This is a genomic window from Pseudoalteromonas sp. (assembly GCF_018402495.1).
Classification (GTDB): domain Bacteria; phylum Pseudomonadota; class Gammaproteobacteria; order Enterobacterales; family Alteromonadaceae; genus Pseudoalteromonas.
In genome coordinates, this window is the sequence record NZ_JAGYIU010000002.1 from 48,046 (window position 1) to 68,500 (window position 20,455).

Sequence of the window (20,455 nt, forward strand, 5' to 3'; positions counted from 1 at the left end):
CCTTAGTTGCCTTGGTTAAGTTTAAAGTCTAGTTGAACTTGTAAACCAACTTGCTTTTGTGGTTTTCCGTCAATGATTTTAGGACGGTACTTCCACTTACGCAATGCACGTTTAGCTTCACGGTCAAAGATACGCTTTGGATCTGCGTCAATTACATCAACGTCTATCACACCACCTAACTCATCAATTGTGAATGAAAGTTGAACCCAACCTTCTCTACCATCACGTGCTGCTTGTGTTGGATATTTTGGTTCAATACGAACGATAGGTGTCGCATCACCATCTCGTCCAAATGCACCTGGACCACTTAGTCCACCTGCCGTGCTTCCCACATCGATACTTGGCATATTAAAAGACATGCTTGTATTTGGGTTGCTGTTTTCCGGCTGTGGCGGCTGCGGTTTAGGCGGCTGCTTTGGCGGTGGTGGAGGCGGAGGCGGTACACGCTTCCTCTCCTGCACCTTAGATTCAGGCGGATTCGTCATAATTTCGACTATGATCTGCTCTTTTTGTTCCGTATTACGGTCAGCCCCACCAGAGATGAGGTATGCCATGAAGTAGAACAAGCCGAAAGTAACTGCCCCACCTGCAATCAGTGAAAACAGAAAACGAATCATTACTGATCTCCAGCTATTGAAATTCTCAGGTTATCACCCGTCGCTTTAATCTGGTCCATTACTTTAACCACTGTGCCGTGTTTTGCTTCTTTGTCAGCTTGCAAAATGACAACTTCAGTAGGTTGCTCTGCTAATAAGCTTTCAATTTTTGCTGAAACACGTTCAACATCAATTTGTTGCTTATCAATCCAGATTTCACCGTTGTTACGGATAGCAATAAAAATGTTAGCATTTTTTTGCTTCGTAGCTTGGGCCGCTTTTGGTTTATTGACCTCGATACCAGCCTCTTTAACGAACGATGTAGTTACGATAAAGAAAATAAGCATGATAAATACGATGTCAAGCATTGGTGTCATATCTACCGCTGCTTCTTCTTCTTCACGAAAACGTTGTTTACGTGCCATATTTAATTCTCTCTCTAGTGATGAGGCATACTATCTACAAGCTTGGCTTTCACCATTCTCGCTCTTGCCTCAAGGCGTGAGCTAAAGAATACTCCAGATAGTGCCGCAACCATTCCAGCCATTGTTGGGATTGTTGCCATTGATATGCCTGATGCCATTAAACGTGCGTTACCGGTACCTTGGGTTGCCATGGTTTCAAAAACCGCGATCATTCCCGTTACCGTACCTAACAAACCGATTAAAGGGCATATAGCTACTAATGTTTTAATCAACAACATACGCTGATCTAATTTTTCAGACGCTTCAGAAATCCATGCTTCACGGATTCTGTGTGCGTACCAAGACGTAGTGTCCTGGCGGGCATCCCACTTTGCTACAATTTCCTTCGTCATGCGAGGAAACTCAGCAAGTAAGAACCAATAGCGCTCAATCATTAAAACCCACATCAGAAAGAGTGCTATCGCGACCACGTATAAAACCTGGCCGCCTGTGCCAACAAAATCCCTGATAGATTCCCAGATCTCCATCAGGACTAACATTAGGCTTTCTCCTTCTCCGCGTGAGTAGCAACGATACCCGCGCTTTGCTCATCAAGGATGTGTAATACCGACTTACTACGACCTGCAACAATAGCGTGAAGTAAAATAAGTGGTAATGCAGCAATTAGACCTAGCGCTGTAGTTACAAGTGCTAGAGAGATATTACCAGCCATAATCTTAGGATCGCCCGTACCGAACAATGTGATTGTTTGGAATGTTAAGATCATACCGATTACCGTACCTAATAAACCAAGTAATGGTGCGATAGCAGCCAAGATCTTGATAATGTTGATACCGGCTTCAATGCGTGGTGTTTCACGTAAAATCGCTTCATCTAATTTAAGCTCAAGGTTTTCAACGTCTTGATTCTTGTTGTCATGGTAAACTTTTAATATGCGACCCAGTGGGTTATTAGCGTTTGGCGTACCCGCATTTTTTAGTTGGCTATTAATTTTACTCTTAGTTAGAGTAAGGTCAACAAAACGAACTAGGAAAATTAATAGACCTAAGCCTAATAATGCAGTGATGATATAGCCTACTACATCACCTTGATGATAGTACTCTGAAAGCGTTGCTTTTTGCGTGTTAATACGCAATATCGCGCCACGTGTGGGGTCTATAAAAACACCCGCGTAGTTATCAGAAGACGTATTTTCAAGATCTGAAATACCCTTTAATATGTAACCATCCGGTTGCTTACCTAAAGGCTGAATAGACTTAGTTTCAGCTGAATAAATCAGGTAACCGTCATCGGTAACGAGGTTAAAATTACCAATACGCGTTACTTTTTTCATAGATGGGTTACCATCAAGGCCTGCAACTTCAGTTTCAAATGTTGAAACTTTAGCTGACTCAGTCATTTCTGTTTGAAGTGAAATCCAAAGTTCTTCTAACTCACGAACCGTTGGAAGTTCTTTAGCCGCAGCTAATGAACGAAGTACTTCAGCACGACCTGGTTTTTCAGCACTTACTAAAGAAGCTTCAATTGAACCAATTGCATCAGCTGCTGCACGACGAACAACACCAAACATTTCACCTAACGTACCTTGAGCATTTTGAAGCGCTTGCTCTTTTTCTGCTAAGGTATTTTCGTTTTGTGCATATTCTTTACTAAGGCGATCACCACGTGCTTTTTCGGCAGCTAATTGGCTTTTTGCTTTATTAAGTAACGCTTGTTTATCAGCACGATCTGATAAGAACTCTTGTTCACGTTGCTTGTTAAGTTTTCCTTCAGAAATACGCTCTTGCTTTACTTGCTCAAGAATTTTATCTAAAGCATCAGTATTTGCATGTGCATTAAGCGCGGTACCGGCAGAAACAGACAGTACTGCTGCAATAGCAAAACCTTTAAATAGTTTCTTCATTATTGATTACTCCGCGCCAAAAATTGGTAGTTTAACAAGTTCTAGTGTGGCTTGCTTACGTGCCATACGGATCACTTCTTTAACAGGTTTTAGGTATTCTTCACCTAATTCTTTCCACTGTTTAGTGTTGTTATCCCACACCCAAGCGTGTTTCAGATCGAATGATTGAGCAACGTAAGTAATACGACCTAAACGACCGATATCAACGTTAATGCTACGACCATCAACTTCTAAAGTACCTTGAGAAGCATTTACAGCTGAGCTGTATGATGTTTCAACAGTGTACGCTTCAAGAACCTGGCGGAATTTCTCAGACGTTGTTACAGATGAAGATGCCATGATCTCACGTAATCTTTCAACGCGTCCAAGACGAGTTTCAAGGCTAAATGGAACGTCCGCTTTGATGAATTGCTCGAGCGTATCGATCATGCGATACATCAAAGGCACAACGTTTTGTTTTGTGTTGTCGATAGTCGCGATTTGACGATCGAACGATGCAATAGACGCATTTTGGTCAGCGACCAAACGTGCTACGTGATCGTTGTACACTTTCATAAGTTCAGTCTCATCAACGATGCTACGGTACTCAGCAATTAGCTCCTGAGTTTGACCATATACATTGTCAATTTTAGTTTGAGACTTAACTGCAGCCTTTTGAATTGTTTGACCTGCTTTTTGCACGTCATTCAAAGGATCTGCAATCACATTGCTGCTTGCAAATGCAAAAGCGCCAACCAACGCAGTTGCTACAAGACTCTTTCTGATTTTAACAGACATAGTTCCCAACCAATTAAGTAATGTTACTTTTATAATTTAATTATCAACCCGCAAAGGGAAGACAACCCTGATATCTTTTAATAGATATCAACTTATCAATAATGCTAAATGCATTAAGTCATGTCAACTTCATGTTTCGCATAACCTATAAATAAATCAGCTTGTTTGTAATTTATTTAAAAGGCAAACACAATTTAATTAACAATATTGCAACCTAGGTGACAAATATAATTTCAGCAAAGCCCGATATACTAAGAATATAGATAACCCCCTTGGTTAAAGTAAACAAAAAAATAACATTTAAAATTAACTTAATCTTGGCTAAAAAAAAATTAAAAATAAGCTAATTTTCTGTTCCGAATATTCCTTTTTAGTGGTTTTTAAAACTTTTTAACACAAAAATACAGCTAATCGTTATTATTCGCCCACTCATCGCATAACAATAAAGACGTGTTGAATACTCAAAAAGCAATACAAAGGTGAAAAATAAAGTTACAAAAAGCCATTTTTATTAACACATAAATTTTTTGTTTACTATTGAGCATATAGACTCAGCTCATCGTTTATGCTTTTCATGTAGGGATGTTAATCCTACTCACTTTAATAAACTTAATACTGAAACGGGTAGATTAAATTTATAAAGGTAAATAGTGAGAAGTAATACCAATTGCATTAAGTTAGTGATCGATTATAGCGACAAGGAAATAACCCGATAACAAGGCGAAATTATGATAGTTAGTTATTCTATATAAATAATTTTTAACGCAGGTAGCGGGTTCTTTAAATACGCTGGATTGATCATATTTTTTAATAAAATTGGTGTGGTTAGCTAATAACGTACTTAACGCACAAAAAGTTATAGTTAAGCAACGATAAAGAAGTTAAAACTTAGTAAATGGATATTTAAAGATGAAAGGCAGTACAGAAGGTTAAAACAGTTTTTGGTTAATTATGGTGAAACAGGTTAGTGTTTCACCACGATGAACTTAGGTCCACATAATAAATTATGCTACTTCTACGTTCTCAGCTTCAGGGCCTTTTTGACCTTGCTTGATGCTGAAAGTCACTGCTTGACCTTCGCTAAGAGTGCGAAAACCAGAACCAGTGATTGCGCTGAAATGTACAAACACGTCAGGACCATTTTCTTGTTCAATGAAACCAAAGCCTTTAGCTTCGTTGAAAAATTTTACTTTACCAGTAACCGACATACTAAATTTTCCTGTAAGTCAATAATTAAAATTCAGCCATATATTTATGGCAATATCCTCCCTGAGTCAATGCCCAAAAAACTGGAGGTGATAGTACAGGAACAAGTAATAACCTAACCGGTAACCTTAAACGCAGCACAATACCGTAATTCAATACGCAAAAACTCAAAGCAATTTAAGGTTAACACATTAATATTTTTTTAGCTCTATTAATTGGGATTTATTTTTCAAGATGTGTTGTTTTAGTAACGACTGCGTAACCTTTTAATTTTTATAGAAAATAACATGCAAAAAATTGTATTTTTTATATACAGAACATAATTGTTTTAAAATATGGCGTGTATTTATGTTTTTTGATTTAATTTAAAATAAAAAGCCACCTTAAGAGTAAGATGGCTTTAAAGGGTAATGTTATAAATATCAACTATTTAACTTGCCAGTCAATAACAGCATCGGCTTTAATAGGAACGACTTCAGAGCCACCTAATGAGTAGCTTGCTGGGACTGTCCAAGGCGTTTTTTCTAGGGTAATAGTATCTTTATTACGCGCTAAGCCATAAAAATCTGGACCAAAGTGGCTTGCAAAACCTTCTAACTTATCAAGCGCCCCCGCCTCTTCAAACGCCTCTGCGTATAATTCTATAGCAGCATGCGCGGTGTAAGCACCAGCACAACCACATGCAGCTTCTTTTTTATTTTTATAATGTGGCGCTGAATCAGTGCCTAAGAAGAATTTTTTATTGCCACTGGTTGCTGCAGCCATGAGTGCTTGCTGATGAATGTTACGCTTTAATATAGGTAAGCAGTAATAATGTGGGCGAATGCCCCCCGCTAACATATGGTTACGATTATAGAGCAAGTGATGCGCAGTAATGGTGGCCGCGACATTATCAGACGCATTTTCGACAAATTCTACAGCATCTTTTGTTGTTATGTGTTCAAGAACAATTTTAAGTTCAGGAAAGTCAGCAACAACGTCGCCTAAAATAGTGTCTAAAAATACTTTTTCACGGTCAAATATATCAATGGACGAGTCAGTTACTTCGCCATGGACAAGTAAAAGCATGCCAACTTCTTCCATTGCTTTTAATACAGGGTAAATATTTTTAACCGATGTTACGCCTGAATCTGAATTTGTGGTTGCACCCGCAGGGTAGAGTTTGGCTGCAAATATTTTACCGGTCGCTTTTGCTTTTTTTATTTCGTCAGGTGTTGTTTTATCTGTGAGATAAAGCACCATTAAAGGTTCAAACTGACCTTGCGGTTTAGCAGCTATAATTCGCTCTCTATAAGCCAATGCAGTTTCTGTACAGGTAGCTGGCGGTACTAAATTTGGCATAATAATCGCGCGACCCATGTAACGGCTGATATCACGTACCGTGTCTTTTAGCTGATCGCCATCGCGTAAATGTACATGCCAATCATCTGGTCTGGTAATCGTTAGAGTTGTCTTTTTGCTCGTCATCGTAAAGTCCTAATGCTTAAGTTAACTGATCATAGGCATATGGTGTTTTCGAGTAAAGGGCTTATTAAAAATAATCCTTACCGGTTTCATATAAAGTATACTTTACAGCTGATGTAGGCTTATTGAGTCTTTTATTTTGTGAAAAGGTTAATATTAGGTTAACGTATGATCCTTTAATAAATAAAATAAGGCTTAACTTCGTTGCTTATGTCGAACAGTATCGATACTTCCAAAGCGCTCGAAACTAAAACGGATCAATTGAGCATTATTAATCAGTTTTCCTCAAGTTTACTTCAGCTCAATACACTAGAAGCGCTTTTTAGTTACGTCACTACACACGTTGTTAACCGGCTTGGGTTTGTTGACTGTGTTATTTATTTAGCAGATGACAGCCAGTCTACGCTAAATCAAGTGGCCTCTATGGGGGTTGAAAGTGAACACACCCGTTATCAGTCCCAGCGAAAGGTAATCCGCTTTAATGAGGGAATAACGGGCTATGCAGCATCAACAGGGCAGGCTTTAATAATAGGCGATGTAACTAAAGACAGCCGTTATATTGCTGATGAACGCCCTGCACAGTCAGAGCTATGTGTGCCTTTAATATATAAAGATAAAGTACTCGGTGTTATTGACTGCGAACATCCAATAAAAAATTACTTTACCAGTTCTCATTTAGAAATTTTAACCACCGTAGCTCACTTATTAAGCGCAAAAATAAACCAAGTTAACACCGTCAATAGCTTACAAGATACCGTTCGACAGCTTAATAATGCGCAAAAACTAGAAAGCAGCCTATTACAAATAGCCAACTTAACTTATAAAGCACAGAATTTAGATACCTTTTTTAAATCGCTGCATGTAATTATCGATAGCCTTCTTAATGCGAGTAACTTTTTTATTGCTTTGTATGATAAAAAAGGCGATATCCTGGATTTTGTTTATACCGTTGAAGGCGGTGTACAAACAAATACACATAAAATCATCTCAAAAGCTCAATTAAAAGAAACAGCCTCTTATTACTTATTGCTTAACGAGCGGCCACTACTTCTCAACAAAGCGCAATATTCGCAGCACATAGCTCAAGGCCACTTTAAATTAGTCGGCGAGCAGGCAGAATCGTGGCTTGGTGTGCCCTATAAAGTCAATGAGCACATCAGTGGCGTTATTGTTGTACAAAGTTATAACAAACAACACTACTACAATGAACATGATAGCTCATTATTAACGTATGTGAGCCGACAAATAAGTATGGTAATAGACAGGCATCTAGCTCGCCAAGCGCTCGAACATAAAGCACTACATGATGAATTAACGGGTCTTGCTAATCGCTCGCTACTAATAGAGAGAATGAAGCATGCGATATTACGCTTAAACCGCGCTAAAAAAGGTACTTTTCATGCCCTGCTCTACCTCGATTTTGATCGTTTCAAAAGTATTAATGATTCTTTAGGCCACGAAGTAGGCGATCACTTTTTAATTGCTATATGTAAACTAATAACCCAAACAGTTCGCAATACCGATACTTTTTCTCGTTTAGGCGGCGATGAGTTTGCTATTTTTATGGAAAATCTTAGCCATAAAGAGCAAGTAAATGATGCCTTAGCACGGATTAAAGCCACCCTTTCTAAACCTGTTAATATTGATGGTCATCTACTGCAACCCTCTACCAGCATTGGTGTTGCATTTAGTGATAACGCAAATGACGAAGCATTTGTTTTATTACAACAATCGGATGCAGCTATGTATGAAGCAAAGTCATCAGGGCGCGGTCAGGTTAAATTTTTTAATAATGTCATGCGTAATAAATTAAAAACACATGCCGAATTTGAAAACGATTTACAACACGGTATTGAGCACAATGAATTTGAACTTTATTTCCAGCCTATTTTTAGCATTAACAGCGCAGAAATAATGGGGTTTGAAGCATTAGTGCGCTGGCATCACCCACGAAAAGGGTTCGTATCGCCAGGTGACTTTATCCCTATTGCAGAAAAAACGGGGCAAATTATCAACTTAGACTTGCATTTGCTAGACCTTGCAGCTGGCCATATTGCTTTATGGCAACAACAAGGGCATCGTTTTTTACGTGTTACAGTTAACGTTTCATCTCGCCACTTTGCAAGTTTAGAATTTGTTAATCAGCTTCATGCAATCTATAAAAAGCACCAACTGCCCTTGGGCTCATTGTGCTTAGAAATAACCGAGTCGGGATTAATTGAAAATTTAGAATTGGCCACACAAATTATCCAAGGACTATCACCTTTAAAAGTATTGCTCTGTTTAGATGACTTTGGTACCGGTTACTCTGCCCTAGGTTACTTACATCAACTACCCATTCATGTCCTTAAAATTGATAAAAGCTTTATCGATAACATAAAAACCACAGCCAACCCAGTGATTGATGCCATCTTAACGTTAGCTATTTCATTGGATCTTATTGTTATCGCAGAAGGCATAGAAAGTCCTGAGCAACTCGCTATTTTGCAAAAAACGCAATGCAATTATGGCCAAGGTTTTTTAAAGTCTAAGCCAGTGAGAGCAAAAGACGCTATTTTATTAATAAATAGCCCTCTTTAATTACTTTCCAAGAGAACGGCCAATAAAATTGTTATAAGATTATAAACAACATGAGTTAAATTCAACAACAAACAAGCAACCAGTTGTAATTTGACCATACAAAGTTAAAAAACTTAATGTTTATAGTAAAAAATAGATTAAATTGTATTTTCATAGCCATCCAGACGTTGAAACGGTTTTTGTATAAGCGTAGTATGTAATGAGTCTAAGCAATACTCACCATACTCATGAGATTTATTAAAGATGATTGACATTAAACACCTCAAAACTATAGCCACCCTTAAAGAGACGGGTTCTTTAGTTAATACAGCTCGCGAGCTATTTTTAACTCAGTCAGCTTTATCACATCAGATCAAGGATTTAGAAAACAAATTAGACTGCCAATTATTTGAGCGTAAAACTCAACCAGTGCGATTTACCCCCCAAGGAATGTTATTACTTGAATTAGCACACGAAATATTACCTAAATTAGAAGCCACCAAGTGTCGACTCAAAGAAAGTTTAAACCAGCCAATCTCACAGCTGCGTTTAAGCGTTGAATGCCATGCTTGTTTTCATTGGTTATTACCAACCATAAAAGAATTTAATAACTTTTGGCCTGATATAAAAATTGATTACGAACGTGGCTTTAGTTATGACGCCATTCCAGACTTATTAAATGATGAATTAGATCTCGTGCTTACATCGGATGTACGTGACCCTGACAAACTAGAATACGCCCATTTATTTGACTTCAAACTTAAGCTTATTGTGGCACCGGATCACGATTTAGCAAAAAAAGCCTATGTCACCGCACTTGATTTAAAAAGCGAAACAATTATTTCTTACCCGATCCCACGTGAGCGCCAAGATATATTCAAGTACTTTATTCAAAATGCACGCTTTGACGGCACGCTTAAAACGGTTGACCAAGGTTTACTTATATTTCAATTAGTCAGTGCAGGCATGGGTGTGGCGGCTTTACCCGATTGGCTGGTTACCCCGTACGAAAGCCAAGGATTAATTAAGTCAATTCCACTTGGCGCGCTTGGTTTAACTCGTCCAATGTACTTAGCGATGAAAAAAGATATGAAAGACAACCCGGTTTATCGCCACTTTTTAAATACTTGTAAATTAAATAACGGTCGATAAACCTTAAACTTATGAGTAACATGCTAATAAATATACTTAACCATGTTGCTCATTATGTTTGAACTAAAAAAAATACTGGGCGGCTTGCTCATGCCGTTACCTTTGTTGGGTTTAGTAAGCCTAATATTACTTATTTTTGCGCTCAAACAACGAAAGGTCACAATCGCTTTATCTTTAATGAGCCTTGTAACCTTGCTACTTGCCAGCACCCCTTTGGTGGCCAACTTACTGATTAAAAATAGCCAACCAACCTCATTGGCATTTAATTATCTTAAACACCCCAATATAGATAAAATTGTGGTGCTTGGCTGTGACATAAACCCCAACCCTGCTTTAAGTGCTAACAGCCAGTTAGGTAGTTGTGCGTTAACCCGTTTGGTGGAAGGAATGAGACTTGCTAACATTTATCCCCATGCGCAACTGATTGTTTCAGGTGGGGGGTATGAAAAAGTCATCAACAGTGCGTTAATGTATAAAACCGCGATTAGCTTAGGTATTAATAAAAATCGTATTGTGCAAAATCCAAACGCAATGGATACCGCCCAAGAGGCAAAACTTTTAGCCTCAAAACTCGTTGATTACAAGGTCGCTTTAGTCACCTCAGTAAGCCATATGCCCAGAGCAAAAAATTTATTTAATGCGCAAGGCATTAACGTTATCCCTGCCGCAACCGACTACCACAACTTTGCCGCTTTCCCTTGGTATAAACAACTCATACCCAATGCAAAAGCATTACTAGTAGTCACCCAGTATGCTCATGAAGTTATTGGCAATGCGTGGATAAATGTACGCCGTACAATTAACCCTGAAGCACTCTAATTAAGTTAACGCTTATTACGCTGCGTAAATTCCCCCTAAAAAACCGCAATTATTTGCGTTTTACACAGGGGGTTGTTATGAAAAAATCAAACTGAATATTCGTTTATTTGGCTAATATGACATCTTTAACTAAAAAATAGCGTTGGTTGTTTTGTTATTCTTGGTGGGTTTTTGCCTCAGCTGTTTTATTCCAAAGCCGATACAGTGTTACTAAAAATATGCACAGAAATAATAGACTCAGTGCTGTTAAATTCTCAATACCCAAAGCATCAAAAGTAGCACCGAAAGTGTAGCCTCCACCGACTAAAACAATAACCCATAACAATGCAGAGCATCCATTTAACAAACTAAAAAAACGCCAACTAATTGTTGTAAGCCCTACGGGAAGAGCGCCAATAGTGCGTAATCCTTTGGGATAACGATATAAAAAAATGTAGGCTATGCCGTAACGATCAGCAAGCTCACTGGCTGTTTTAAATAATCGACCAAGGCGGCCTGGTTTTTCAAGCCATGAAACCCCATATGTTCTTGCTAAGGCAAAACGTAATTCATCGCCTAAATATCCCCCCATAAAAGCAACCAAAGCAACAAAACCAACATCAAGTGCGCCAGTATGTGCAGCATAGCCTGCGAACAAGGGGAGCCAACCACTTTTTAAGGCACAATAACCAAAAAGTAACAGATAAACCAACAACCCGTACTGCTGAATTAAAGCTAATACCCCTTCCATTTTATTCCTTTAAAGTAACTACCTTGGTAGCGAACAAACTAACATTGTAATTTAAACGAGATAAGTACAGTGAAGGATCTGTGTTTTTTGCAATATAAGAATGGATGTAATCGTGGCTTTAAGCGTAAATTGACACCTATTATGCTTACTCAATTTTTTGAATGTATAAAGCCAAAAAATAATTAATTCACAAAATGAATAAAAGTGTATGCGGATATATAGAAAATCAACATACTGGCTTACCATAGTTTGCTAAATTAGCTATTTAGAACCCTAGATTAAAATAACCTACCCGAAATAAGTTACAAATAGGTTATTTATAATATTATTTTTAAGTTAGGTGGTTACACTGGATTGTCTATGTCTATAAATGTCACATCAAAGCTATGTTTATCGGCTAGGTATTCACCCAACGCTTTGATACCGTAGCGCTCGGTGGCGTGATGACCTGCGGCAAAAAAGTCGATATTTTGCTCACGTGAACTATGAATGGTTTGCTCTGATGCTTCACCGGTTAAGTAAGCATCAATACCTTGCTCGGCAGCTAAATCAATATACCCTTGCCCGCCTCCGGTACATAAGGCAATGGTTTCTATTTTATCTTTGCGTACTAAACTCGTTAGCGGCTTGCGATTAAGCACTTGGTGGATTTTATCTGCAAATTCCTGCCCTGATAGTGGCACTTTTAATCGCCCTTTCATCGCTACACTATTATTAACAGGCTCTAAACCCGCTTCAATTTGAATATCGAGTAATTTTGCAAGCTGCGCATTATTACCCATTTCAGGATGAATATCTAAAGGTAAATGGTATGCAAATAAGTTAATATTATTAGCAAGGAGTGCCGCCACACGGCGTTTTTTCATGCCAGTGATAGGCTGTGATTCGCCTTTCCAAAAATAACCATGGTGTACTAGAATTGCATCGGCATTTTTTTCAATTGCAGCATCAATAAGTGCTTGGCTTGCCGTTACACCGGTTACGATAGTGTGTATCTTATTTTTGCCTTCCACCTGAAGTCCATTTGGACAAAAATCGTTAATCGTCTCTGGTTTTAGCAGAGTGTTCAATAGTTGGCTAAATTCTCTACGTTGCATAACACTTACCTTACTTTGCACTGAATTTTGTGCAAATTTTGGCGGTTATAAGCTAAAAATGAAAGGAAAATCGCAAAAAATTGAAAAAACATTCTAAAATAGGTATAAATACCTCTTCTTTATCTGTGAAAACAACGTATAGGGTCTCTGATGAGCAAACTAGACAAAACAGAAGTGTTATCTGCCTTTGAAGCTGCATATGAAGCTGCCAACGGTAAAAAACCTGAAATAACGACTAAACCTGGCTGGTACAGCATTGATGGCGGCAAGAATATACGCCTAGCTGATGTAGCAGAGCTGACTAAAGAATTAAGCTCTGGCAAGTCTACAAAAAAAGCGGCAATAAAAGCGCCTGCTAAAAAAGCAGCTCCTGTAAAAGCACAGAAAAAAGCGCCTTTCACCGTGATCACACAAAACGAAGAAGGCTATACAGCAGAAGAGCTTTGGATTGTTGAGCTTGCTCGTAAAGATCACGATTGTCGCCTACCGCGCGGTGTTGTGTAACTTGCCCAGTGCTTTGCATAAAAGAAACCGCGTTAAGCGGTTTTTTTTATGTCTTATAACTTAACTTAGTTAACCACAAAATAATAAGGCAAATACAGTATAAAAAAGCGGCTAAATAGCCGCTTGTTACTAAAAACAAACACATTATTCAAAAAATAATGTTTCACGTTGCTTTTTGCCCACTTCGTTCATGGTTGCTGCGTCGAACAAACGGCCGTTGATCATGGTGTAATCAATTTTGTCGGAGTCGCGAATGTTTTTCAGTGGGTCGCCATCAATTACAATTAAATCGGCCAGCTTACCGACTTCTAATGAACCCACATTTTTATCTAGGCCTAAATATTTAGCTGGATCGAGCGTCGACGCTCTAATTGCTTCCAATGAGGTCATACCACCTTGGGCAAACATCCACATTTCCCAATGCGCAGCTAATCCCTCACGCTGACCATGCGCCCCTAGATTAACTAATACACCTAAATCTTGGAGCTCTGCAGCAACACGAGCATTATTAAAATGATTATAATGATGATCGGGCGCTTTAACACGACGCATTGAGCGTGGCAGTAATTGGTTTTTAGGTACAAACTTACTTAAGCGCGGATGATTCCATACATCCGTTTTATCATACCAGTAGTTTTCACCCCAAATACCGCCATAAGCAACGCCTAATGTCGGTGTATAACCCACATCACTTTGTGACCATAATTGTTTAATATCGTCATAAATATTTGCCACAGGAAGCGAGTGTTCAATGCCCGTGTGCCCATCCACCAACATAGTTAAGTTATGCTGTAATAATGAGCCCCCTTCAGGGACTACCATCATTTCAAGCATTCGCCCTGCTTCTATAACTTGCTGACGCTGCTCTCTGCGCGGTTGGTTATAAGATTTAACACTAAACGCACCCACTTTTTTAAGACGCTCTAAATGAAATTTAGCATCATCTAATGAGTCAATATGCGAGGTATACCCAGGCATATTCGCGCCGTATAAAATAGTACCGGTAGAGAAAATACGCGGACCAACGATCATCCCTGCTTTTTGCATTTCACTCGCGGTAAATATTTCAGTGGTATCGTTTGATGGGTCGTGAATAGTAGTAACACCCAGCGCAAGACCTGCTAAGTTTTTCCAGTTTTGCTGCGGGATAATTTCATCACTGGCTTGTGAGCCATGAGCATGGGCATCTACAATGCCAGGCATAATTGTTTTACCTGTTACATCAATGACCTTAGCATTTTTTGGAATACTAATATCTGCAACAGAGCCAATGGCTTTGATATGTTTACCATCGGTAATGATCACGCCATTTTCAATAACCTTTTCACCCTCCATAGTAATAATTTTAGCACCAGTTAATGCAATCATGCCCTCTGGTTCAGCCATTTTCTTACTAAAGCCAATGTTAGTACCACTTTTTACTTTAACGTCTTTATCATCGGCTTTATTAATCGCAAACATACCCTCTAAACTGGCATGGTAAAGCTCAGGCCCCAGTGTCCAATACAGTTTATTGCTGTTGGCACTCCAGCTAATGTTTTCACCGGCGCGTACAGATAGCTGCTCAATTGGAAATTGGCTATCTTTAGGCCCAATACTTATCGTTTTGCCGCGCTCTACAAACGGCGTAACAAATACTTTAAAACGCTCGGCGAAAGCTAAATACTTACCATCAGGAGAGACTCTAAATTCAGTGGCGTGCTCAGACTCATACAGTTTACGTACTTTTTTACTTTCAAGTTCTACCACACTCAATGTCGGCTTAGGCCAAGGGCTCATAATATAAACACGATCGTTGGCACTGCCAAACTGAGGCTGATAGCCACTTTTAGAAATAAGCTCACTTTTTCCGCCTTTAGCACTAACACTGTATACCCCAGGATGCAGTGACCACTTAGGGTTTAAAATACTGCCACCACTGGCCTTGCGATACACCACAGTTTTACCATCTGGGCTAAAAGTAGGTTCTACGTATTTGCCCGGCTCTTGTGTAATAGTGTCGCCACGACCACTGCGTGCAGAGACGACACGCACGGTGCCTTGTTCGTTATCATCCCACGTGGTGTAAACAATGCTTTTGCCATCACGAGAATACTGCGGGAATAACTCATAATGATCGGTTTGCTTAGTTAAGCGCTTTATTTTTCCTGATTCTAAGTCGCGCTTGTAAATATAGCCTAATGCTTCAAAAAGTGCGGTTTCACCGTCAGGGCTAATTTGCACATTACGCAGCATTTTTACATCAAACTCATCAGTGTCGATATTTTGAGTAAAACGCACTGCTTTTTGAATTTTTTTCGTGGTGTCTACTTTAAATGCAATATCGCTGACTGATTTATTATCTACATTAAGTTTATGAAGGGTGCCACCAGCCCAAAATACCAGCTCTTCGTTATCTGGGGTCCACGCAATAGTCGGATATACGCCATGAATCGCCCACGTTTCTTGCATATCGCGCTCTAGCTTGTCGTATAGCTTAGTATGCTCACCACTGGTTAAATCATATAAGTACAGGCTGGTTTGAAAGTCATCACGCTTTATGTACGCTAGTTTTTTACCATCTGGCGACGGCGTCGGTCTTATTGCCCCGCCCATGCCACTTATAATGGTTTCTATGTCGCCTGTTTCACGGTCATAACGCTTAATTTTATAAATACCGGCAACCGAGTCTTTTGAATAGTGAAAGGTTTTACCTGGGGTTGCATCGTGAGAAAAATAAACATAACGACCATCCGGTGAAAACATGGGTTCACCTAAATCTTTTTGATCGTTTTCACGTTTAGTCAGTTGCACCCCTTTACCGCCGGCTTTGTGATAAAGCCAAACTTCACCCGCGCCTAGCGAGCGACTGGCGGTAAAATGCTTACGTGCAACTAAATAATCGCCATCAGGGCTCCACGCAGGGCTATTGAGTAATCTAAATGTTTCGTCAGTGACGGCGGTTTGGTTTTCGCCGTTAACATCCATTATCCAAATATTGTCACCACCGTCTTGATCTGATGTAAAAGCAATGTGCTTGCCATCTGGGCTAAAGCGCGGCTGCATTTGCCATGCAATGTCGGAGGTTATTTTAGTCGCTTTACCACCACTCATTGGCATGGTGTAAATATCGCCCAGTAAATCAAATACGATACTTTTTCCGTCGGGACTTATATCGACATTCATCCATGTGCCTTGCTCTACATTAATTGATGCGTCTACAAATTGTCCTTTAGGTGAATCAACCTGCCATTTGTTTTCATCCGTTTTCTCTGCGTGTGCGTAGCCTAATGCCAATGAAACCGATAACGCAAGCGCTGTTTGCAGCATTTTCTTCATGCTTATCTCACTTATTATTGTTGCTGTGTATTGCTCTTATTTCATGATTGCAACAAAAACGCTGGCAACTTACCAGCGTAATAGGATGAAGTGCATAAAATTAGTGCCAAACGATAGGATCAAATTGATAAAAATCAACTAGCAAACGGTAAATTTCGGGGTCTTCACGACGTAAATCGGCAGGCTTTTCTAAAAATGTTTCGGTGATCACCGCAAAAAACTCCGCCTCATTAGTGGCACCATAGCTATGAATAACATGGGGCATACCATAAGCAACCTGAGTTTTTAACTGCGAAAACGCACGGCTAAATACCCTGCCCCATTGTTGGTATTTTGCTTTCGTTGAAAGTAGTGGCGTACCTGTGGTTTTACCGGTTTCTTGATCAAGTTGATGTGCAAATTCATGAAACACCAAGTTATGCCCATCACTGGGTAAGCGGTTACCTTCAAGCACATCATGCCAGCTAAGCACCAATGTTCCACCCGGCCACGATTCACCTTGCCTAACGGTATTATGAAAACTGACTAGTCCGGCGTTGTCGCGGCTTGATTGAGGAGCATAATAGGCGCTGGGGTAAAGTAAGATTTCTTTCACGTTTTTATACAAAGGCCAAGGCTTATTAAGTACCAACAGGCAGGCATCGGCGGCAATAATAAGCTTCATTGCCTCAGTTAATTGCAAACCATCGCAGGCAACAAAACGCTTTTCATTTAAAAACCACACAATATGGGATGCTAACTTGGCTCGCTCTGCATCGGTCATTTTGTTGTATATGGGCATAGCACGCAGTAACAATGTATGTTGTTGCTCGCTTAACAAGCGAGCACTATATTTACGTTGCCACACGGCATTTTGAATGTCAGGCCAGCGCCAAAATGTCACAATAAATACAATTAAAACAAAAATTAATAGCCCATTTATCATTGGGTCGTCCTAAATCAAACCATTTAGCGTTAACGCCAAAATACTGCGCTCTGTATTACTAAATTTATAATGGGTGCACAGAGGCTGTTTTTCAATCACATTACTTCGGTTCGATTTCGGCCTTTGTTTTTTGCCTTATACAAAGCTTGGTCGGCACGCGATAATAACCTATCGTAATCATCAACATTACTTGAATCAGACACACCAAAACTTACGGTTACACTGAGACCTTCTGCAATATTTGAAAAGTTTTTGTTTTCAATACATTTACGCAATTTCTCGCACACTTCTAGTGCTTGTAACGCGGTGGTGTTAGGAAACACAAAGGTAAATTCTTCGCCCCCCCAACGAGCCACCTCTTGCCCACCTTCACGGTGCGCTTTAAGCATGTCCGCGACTTCACATATAACCTGATCACCTATGAGGTGCGACCAACCATCGTTAATACGTTTAAAGTGATCAATATCCATAATAGCGATAGCAAGCGATTTATTACATGCTTTAAAGTCTGAAAAGTTATCCGCCAGCCAGCCATCAAATGCACGGCGATTCGGTAAATCAGTAAGCTGATCGTGTGTAGCTTGATATGCAAAGGCACTGGCTTGTTCTTGTAGTGCTTGCGTTTGCTGAACCACTCGGCTGGTTAATTCTTTTTCTACTTGTTTATAACGGTATAAACGATAACGATAAGCACTCCAAAAAAGTACAACAAAAGTAAAGAATGCAAATAGCTTGAAACTGGTTTTTTGCCAAAAATACGATTGGATTTCAAAATGAACAATTTTATGATTTTGTTGCCAATCAGTATTTGGATAGGCTGCACGTACTGCAAATGAATACTTACCTGCTGGTAAGTTCGTGTATTCAGCGGTCGCAATATGCTGGCGGTTTATCCACTCGTTATTAAAACCTTTCAATTTTGTCTGAAAGTTTAATCGCTGCGGCATAATAAAGCTCAGTCCAGCATAATGAAATGATAACCGCTTAACCCCTGGTGGTAAAATAATTGTCTTCCCCTCTGCGGGTAATAACGTTGGTTTGCCATCAACAGAAAAACTTTCAATAATCGTTGGCAGCGAAGTTTTAGTGGCTTCTTTTAAGCGCTCAGGTTTTACTGTACTCACCCCTTTTGCGGTAGCAAACCAAATAGTGCCATCTGAATGAGCCGTTGCAGAGGGAGTTGAGCCGCCATTCGCTTGCGCACTGAGCATACCATCACCCTCATCGTATAATTGAAAGGCTAACGAACTAGGGTTTTTGCGCGTTGAGTCAAGCAGCTCATTTACCTGCTTATAATTGACTTCAATAATGCCACGATTACTTGATAACCAAAGTGAATCTTTGAACGGTACAATTTGAAAGAGCTTATCGACCGGTAAACCTAATTCACGCCCTAAAATAGCCATCTTTGCGTTTGAATGATCATAACGAACTAAGCCTCGGTCGGTGGCCATCCATGTGTATTTATCGTCAATGAAAAAGCCAAACGCATATTGAGCCTCAAACTCAGTAGGAAATACAACAGGATCAAAGACGTCAGTTTGCGTATTATAAACCACCACCCCATTACCTGTTCCTATCCAGATATTACCCGAATTATCTTCATTTAACGCCAAAATAAAGCCACTAGGTAGCTCTTTTTTGTTAGTAAACTGAACTAAACTACCATCACTATTAACGCGAGTAAGCCCCATAGCAGAGCCTATCCATAAGCGATTTTTTGAATCAAAATGCATGGATCTTACTTCATTACTGCCTAAACCCTTATTACGATTTAAATAAGGGACGAGCTCGTTATCAACCACTTTTAAAACACCAGAGGTATAAGTGCCTACCCAAACATCTCCTTGATTTTGCTCTAGTAAACTTAATACTGAGTAAGGCGAGCCTTGTTTAGTGCCTTTAATATGGGTGATTTTATTATTTTGCAGCCGGTCTAAGCCTGTACTCCCGCCTATCCATAAACTGCCATCAGAATGTGACATGACCGCTCGAACATAATCGCTAGATAAACCTCGCTTTTTACCCCATGACGAAAACGGCGCTTCCCTTAACCTAAATACACCTGCGTTAGTCCCCACCCATATGCTGTTTTCTCTGTCTTGTAATAACGACAAGATACGATTAGCAGGTAAGCCATTTTGAGCATCTAATTGCTCCAAACCATCTACGCTAAGCCTAAAAACACCTTTATTAATGGTGCCAAACCACAGATCGCCATGGTTATCCTCTAGTAGACTAGAAATGGATTCTGTATCAAGCTGTGGGTGAGGTGATTCAAATACATCATCATTTAATACTCGTGCACCTTTTTCACTGCCTATAACAAGGCGGCCATCACGGGTAATTAATAAGGTATAAACAGGCGCATCAGGTAGACCCTGTTGTGGAGTCATCAGCGTCGGCTTATAGTTAACTATTTTATATAAGCCATCACTGGTTGCAGCCCAAATAACTCCTTTAGTGTCTTCAATTATTCGATACGCACTAACGTTTTGTATAATTGGCGTGTCTTTACTGCTATTAGCAGAGCGGTAAAACACGCCGTCACTTTCAAGTGCCAGCCACAGGTCATCATTTTTACTTTTAAATATATGATTAACCATAGCTTGGGCATTTGGTTGCGTATCCCATTGCCGGTGTTGATATACACTAATACCGCCGCGGGAGCCCGCTATAAGTAGGCCACCCTCTGATGTAGGAGTAAGTGCTCGAATTCCCGAGTCAGGCAAGTCGGTAATCTCTGAGCGAGTAAATAGCTTAAACTCTTGCCCATTAAAACGGGCAAGCCCTTCCCAGGTACCAACCCATAAATAGCCATCTTGTGTTTGTGCAAGGCTATTAATACTATTATGAGGAAGACCCGAGCGTGTATTCCAGGTTTCAAAAAAATAATCACGTAAAGGCAAACGCGTCTGTTGCTGTGCGTCAACAGTAAAAATCACCAACAAAATACATAAAACCACTAAGCGATTCATTT

The 20,455-nt window shown here is 39.7% G+C and carries 16 protein-coding genes; 4 read left to right on the forward strand and 12 right to left on the reverse strand.

All coding sequences use genetic code 11. From position 1 onward, the window contains the following. Nucleotides 1-2: 2 nt before the first annotated feature. The 7 genes from KG708_RS05730 to pyrC all read right to left on the reverse strand — a co-directional run bounded on the left by KG708_RS05730 (nt 3) and on the right by pyrC (nt 6,374). Nucleotides 3-617, reverse strand: coding sequence for an energy transducer TonB (locus KG708_RS05730; RefSeq protein ID WP_213608520.1), 615 nt, complete (start codon nt 615-617; stop codon nt 3-5). Then, nucleotides 617-1,021: a biopolymer transporter ExbD gene (locus KG708_RS05735; RefSeq protein WP_213608521.1), complete on the reverse strand. Its 405-nt coding sequence runs from the start codon at nt 1,019-1,021 to the stop codon at nt 617-619. Before KG708_RS05735 ends, KG708_RS05730 begins: the two co-directional genes overlap by 1 nt. A gap of 14 nt (nt 1,022-1,035) precedes the next feature. Continuing rightward, nucleotides 1,036-1,560, reverse strand: coding sequence for a MotA/TolQ/ExbB proton channel family protein (locus tag KG708_RS05740; RefSeq protein WP_213608522.1), 525 nt, complete (start codon nt 1,558-1,560; stop codon nt 1,036-1,038). Beyond that, the gene (locus tag KG708_RS05745; protein WP_213608523.1) at nt 1,560-2,924 is read right to left on the reverse strand and encodes a MotA/TolQ/ExbB proton channel family protein; all 1,365 of its coding nucleotides are present in this window, start codon (nt 2,922-2,924) and stop codon (nt 1,560-1,562) included. The genes KG708_RS05740 and KG708_RS05745 overlap by 1 nt, the downstream gene beginning before the upstream one ends. 6 nt (nt 2,925-2,930) lie before the next feature. Then, a complete protein-coding gene (locus KG708_RS05750; RefSeq protein WP_213608524.1) occupies nt 2,931-3,701 on the reverse strand; it encodes a DUF3450 domain-containing protein in 771 nt (256 codons plus the stop codon). Between the two features lie 1,004 nt (nt 3,702-4,705). Continuing rightward, a complete protein-coding gene (locus tag KG708_RS05755) occupies nt 4,706-4,909 on the reverse strand; it encodes a cold-shock protein (RefSeq protein WP_004588138.1) in 204 nt (67 codons plus the stop codon). 424 nt (nt 4,910-5,333) lie between these two features. Next, nucleotides 5,334-6,374: a dihydroorotase gene (gene pyrC / locus KG708_RS05760; protein ID WP_213608525.1), complete on the reverse strand. Its 1,041-nt coding sequence runs from the start codon at nt 6,372-6,374 to the stop codon at nt 5,334-5,336. A gap of 207 nt (nt 6,375-6,581) precedes the next feature. On the opposite strand from pyrC, the gene KG708_RS05765 reads away from it, so the two are divergent. The 3 genes from KG708_RS05765 (at nt 6,582) to KG708_RS05775 (ending at nt 10,901) form a co-directional block, all read left to right on the forward strand. Beyond that, the gene (locus KG708_RS05765) at nt 6,582-8,951 is read left to right on the forward strand and encodes an EAL domain-containing protein (protein WP_213608526.1); all 2,370 of its coding nucleotides are present in this window, start codon (nt 6,582-6,584) and stop codon (nt 8,949-8,951) included. A gap of 243 nt (nt 8,952-9,194) precedes the next feature. Continuing rightward, nucleotides 9,195-10,082, forward strand: coding sequence for a LysR family transcriptional regulator (locus KG708_RS05770; protein ID WP_213608527.1), 888 nt, complete (start codon nt 9,195-9,197; stop codon nt 10,080-10,082). 54 nt (nt 10,083-10,136) lie between these two features. Continuing rightward, the gene (locus KG708_RS05775; protein WP_301003321.1) at nt 10,137-10,901 is read left to right on the forward strand and encodes a YdcF family protein; all 765 of its coding nucleotides are present in this window, start codon (nt 10,137-10,139) and stop codon (nt 10,899-10,901) included. A gap of 154 nt (nt 10,902-11,055) precedes the next feature. Here the strand turns inward: KG708_RS05775 and KG708_RS05780 are convergent, their stop codons facing one another. Both KG708_RS05780 and KG708_RS05785 read right to left on the reverse strand, forming a co-directional pair. Next, a complete protein-coding gene (locus KG708_RS05780; protein ID WP_213608529.1) occupies nt 11,056-11,631 on the reverse strand; it encodes a VTT domain-containing protein in 576 nt (191 codons plus the stop codon). 344 nt (nt 11,632-11,975) lie between these two features. Further along, nucleotides 11,976-12,728: a Nif3-like dinuclear metal center hexameric protein gene (locus KG708_RS05785; protein ID WP_213608530.1), complete on the reverse strand. Its 753-nt coding sequence runs from the start codon at nt 12,726-12,728 to the stop codon at nt 11,976-11,978. Between the two features lie 150 nt (nt 12,729-12,878). Here KG708_RS05785 and KG708_RS05790 point away from each other — a divergent pair, with 150 nt between their 5' ends. Beyond that, nucleotides 12,879-13,232: a hypothetical protein gene (locus tag KG708_RS05790; RefSeq protein ID WP_213608531.1), complete on the forward strand. Its 354-nt coding sequence runs from the start codon at nt 12,879-12,881 to the stop codon at nt 13,230-13,232. A gap of 144 nt (nt 13,233-13,376) precedes the next feature. On the opposite strand, the gene KG708_RS05795 is transcribed toward KG708_RS05790, so the two are convergent. From KG708_RS05795 to KG708_RS05805, 3 genes are all read right to left on the reverse strand, one after another. Then, nucleotides 13,377-16,550: an amidohydrolase family protein gene (locus KG708_RS05795; RefSeq protein WP_213608532.1), complete on the reverse strand. Its 3,174-nt coding sequence runs from the start codon at nt 16,548-16,550 to the stop codon at nt 13,377-13,379. A 100-nt stretch (nt 16,551-16,650) separates the two neighbouring features. Further along, complete coding sequence (locus tag KG708_RS05800; protein ID WP_213608533.1) at nt 16,651-17,475, reverse strand: M90 family metallopeptidase; 825 nt, start codon at nt 17,473-17,475, stop codon at nt 16,651-16,653. A gap of 95 nt (nt 17,476-17,570) precedes the next feature. After that, a complete protein-coding gene (locus KG708_RS05805; RefSeq protein ID WP_213608534.1) occupies nt 17,571-20,453 on the reverse strand; it encodes a ligand-binding sensor domain-containing diguanylate cyclase in 2,883 nt (960 codons plus the stop codon). Nucleotides 20,454-20,455: the final 2 nt, after the last annotated feature.

Excerpts from the sequence above, each read along its gene's own strand:
- KG708_RS05730 (WP_213608520.1), bottom strand. The coding sequence starts at position 617 with ATGATTCGTTTTCTGTTTTCACTGATTGCAGGTGGGGCAGTTACTTTC.
- KG708_RS05735 (WP_213608521.1), bottom strand. The coding sequence starts at position 1,021 with ATGGCACGTAAACAACGTTTTCGTGAAGAAGAAGAAGCAGCGGTAGAT.
- KG708_RS05740 (WP_213608522.1), bottom strand. The coding sequence starts at position 1,560 with ATGTTAGTCCTGATGGAGATCTGGGAATCTATCAGGGATTTTGTTGGC.
- KG708_RS05745 (WP_213608523.1), bottom strand. The coding sequence starts at position 2,924 with ATGAAGAAACTATTTAAAGGTTTTGCTATTGCAGCAGTACTGTCTGTT.
- KG708_RS05750 (WP_213608524.1), bottom strand. The coding sequence starts at position 3,701 with ATGTCTGTTAAAATCAGAAAGAGTCTTGTAGCAACTGCGTTGGTTGGC.
- KG708_RS05755 (WP_004588138.1), bottom strand. The coding sequence starts at position 4,909 with ATGTCGGTTACTGGTAAAGTAAAATTTTTCAACGAAGCTAAAGGCTTT.
- pyrC (WP_213608525.1), bottom strand. The coding sequence starts at position 6,374 with ATGACGAGCAAAAAGACAACTCTAACGATTACCAGACCAGATGATTGG.
- KG708_RS05765 (WP_213608526.1), top strand. The coding sequence starts at position 6,582 with ATGTCGAACAGTATCGATACTTCCAAAGCGCTCGAAACTAAAACGGAT.
- KG708_RS05770 (WP_213608527.1), top strand. The coding sequence starts at position 9,195 with ATGATTGACATTAAACACCTCAAAACTATAGCCACCCTTAAAGAGACG.
- KG708_RS05775 (WP_301003321.1), top strand. The coding sequence starts at position 10,137 with ATGTTTGAACTAAAAAAAATACTGGGCGGCTTGCTCATGCCGTTACCT.
- KG708_RS05780 (WP_213608529.1), bottom strand. The coding sequence starts at position 11,631 with ATGGAAGGGGTATTAGCTTTAATTCAGCAGTACGGGTTGTTGGTTTAT.
- KG708_RS05785 (WP_213608530.1), bottom strand. The coding sequence starts at position 12,728 with ATGCAACGTAGAGAATTTAGCCAACTATTGAACACTCTGCTAAAACCA.
- KG708_RS05790 (WP_213608531.1), top strand. The coding sequence starts at position 12,879 with ATGAGCAAACTAGACAAAACAGAAGTGTTATCTGCCTTTGAAGCTGCA.
- KG708_RS05795 (WP_213608532.1), bottom strand. The coding sequence starts at position 16,550 with ATGAAGAAAATGCTGCAAACAGCGCTTGCGTTATCGGTTTCATTGGCA.
- KG708_RS05800 (WP_213608533.1), bottom strand. The coding sequence starts at position 17,475 with ATGATAAATGGGCTATTAATTTTTGTTTTAATTGTATTTATTGTGACA.
- KG708_RS05805 (WP_213608534.1), bottom strand. The coding sequence starts at position 20,453 with ATGAATCGCTTAGTGGTTTTATGTATTTTGTTGGTGATTTTTACTGTT.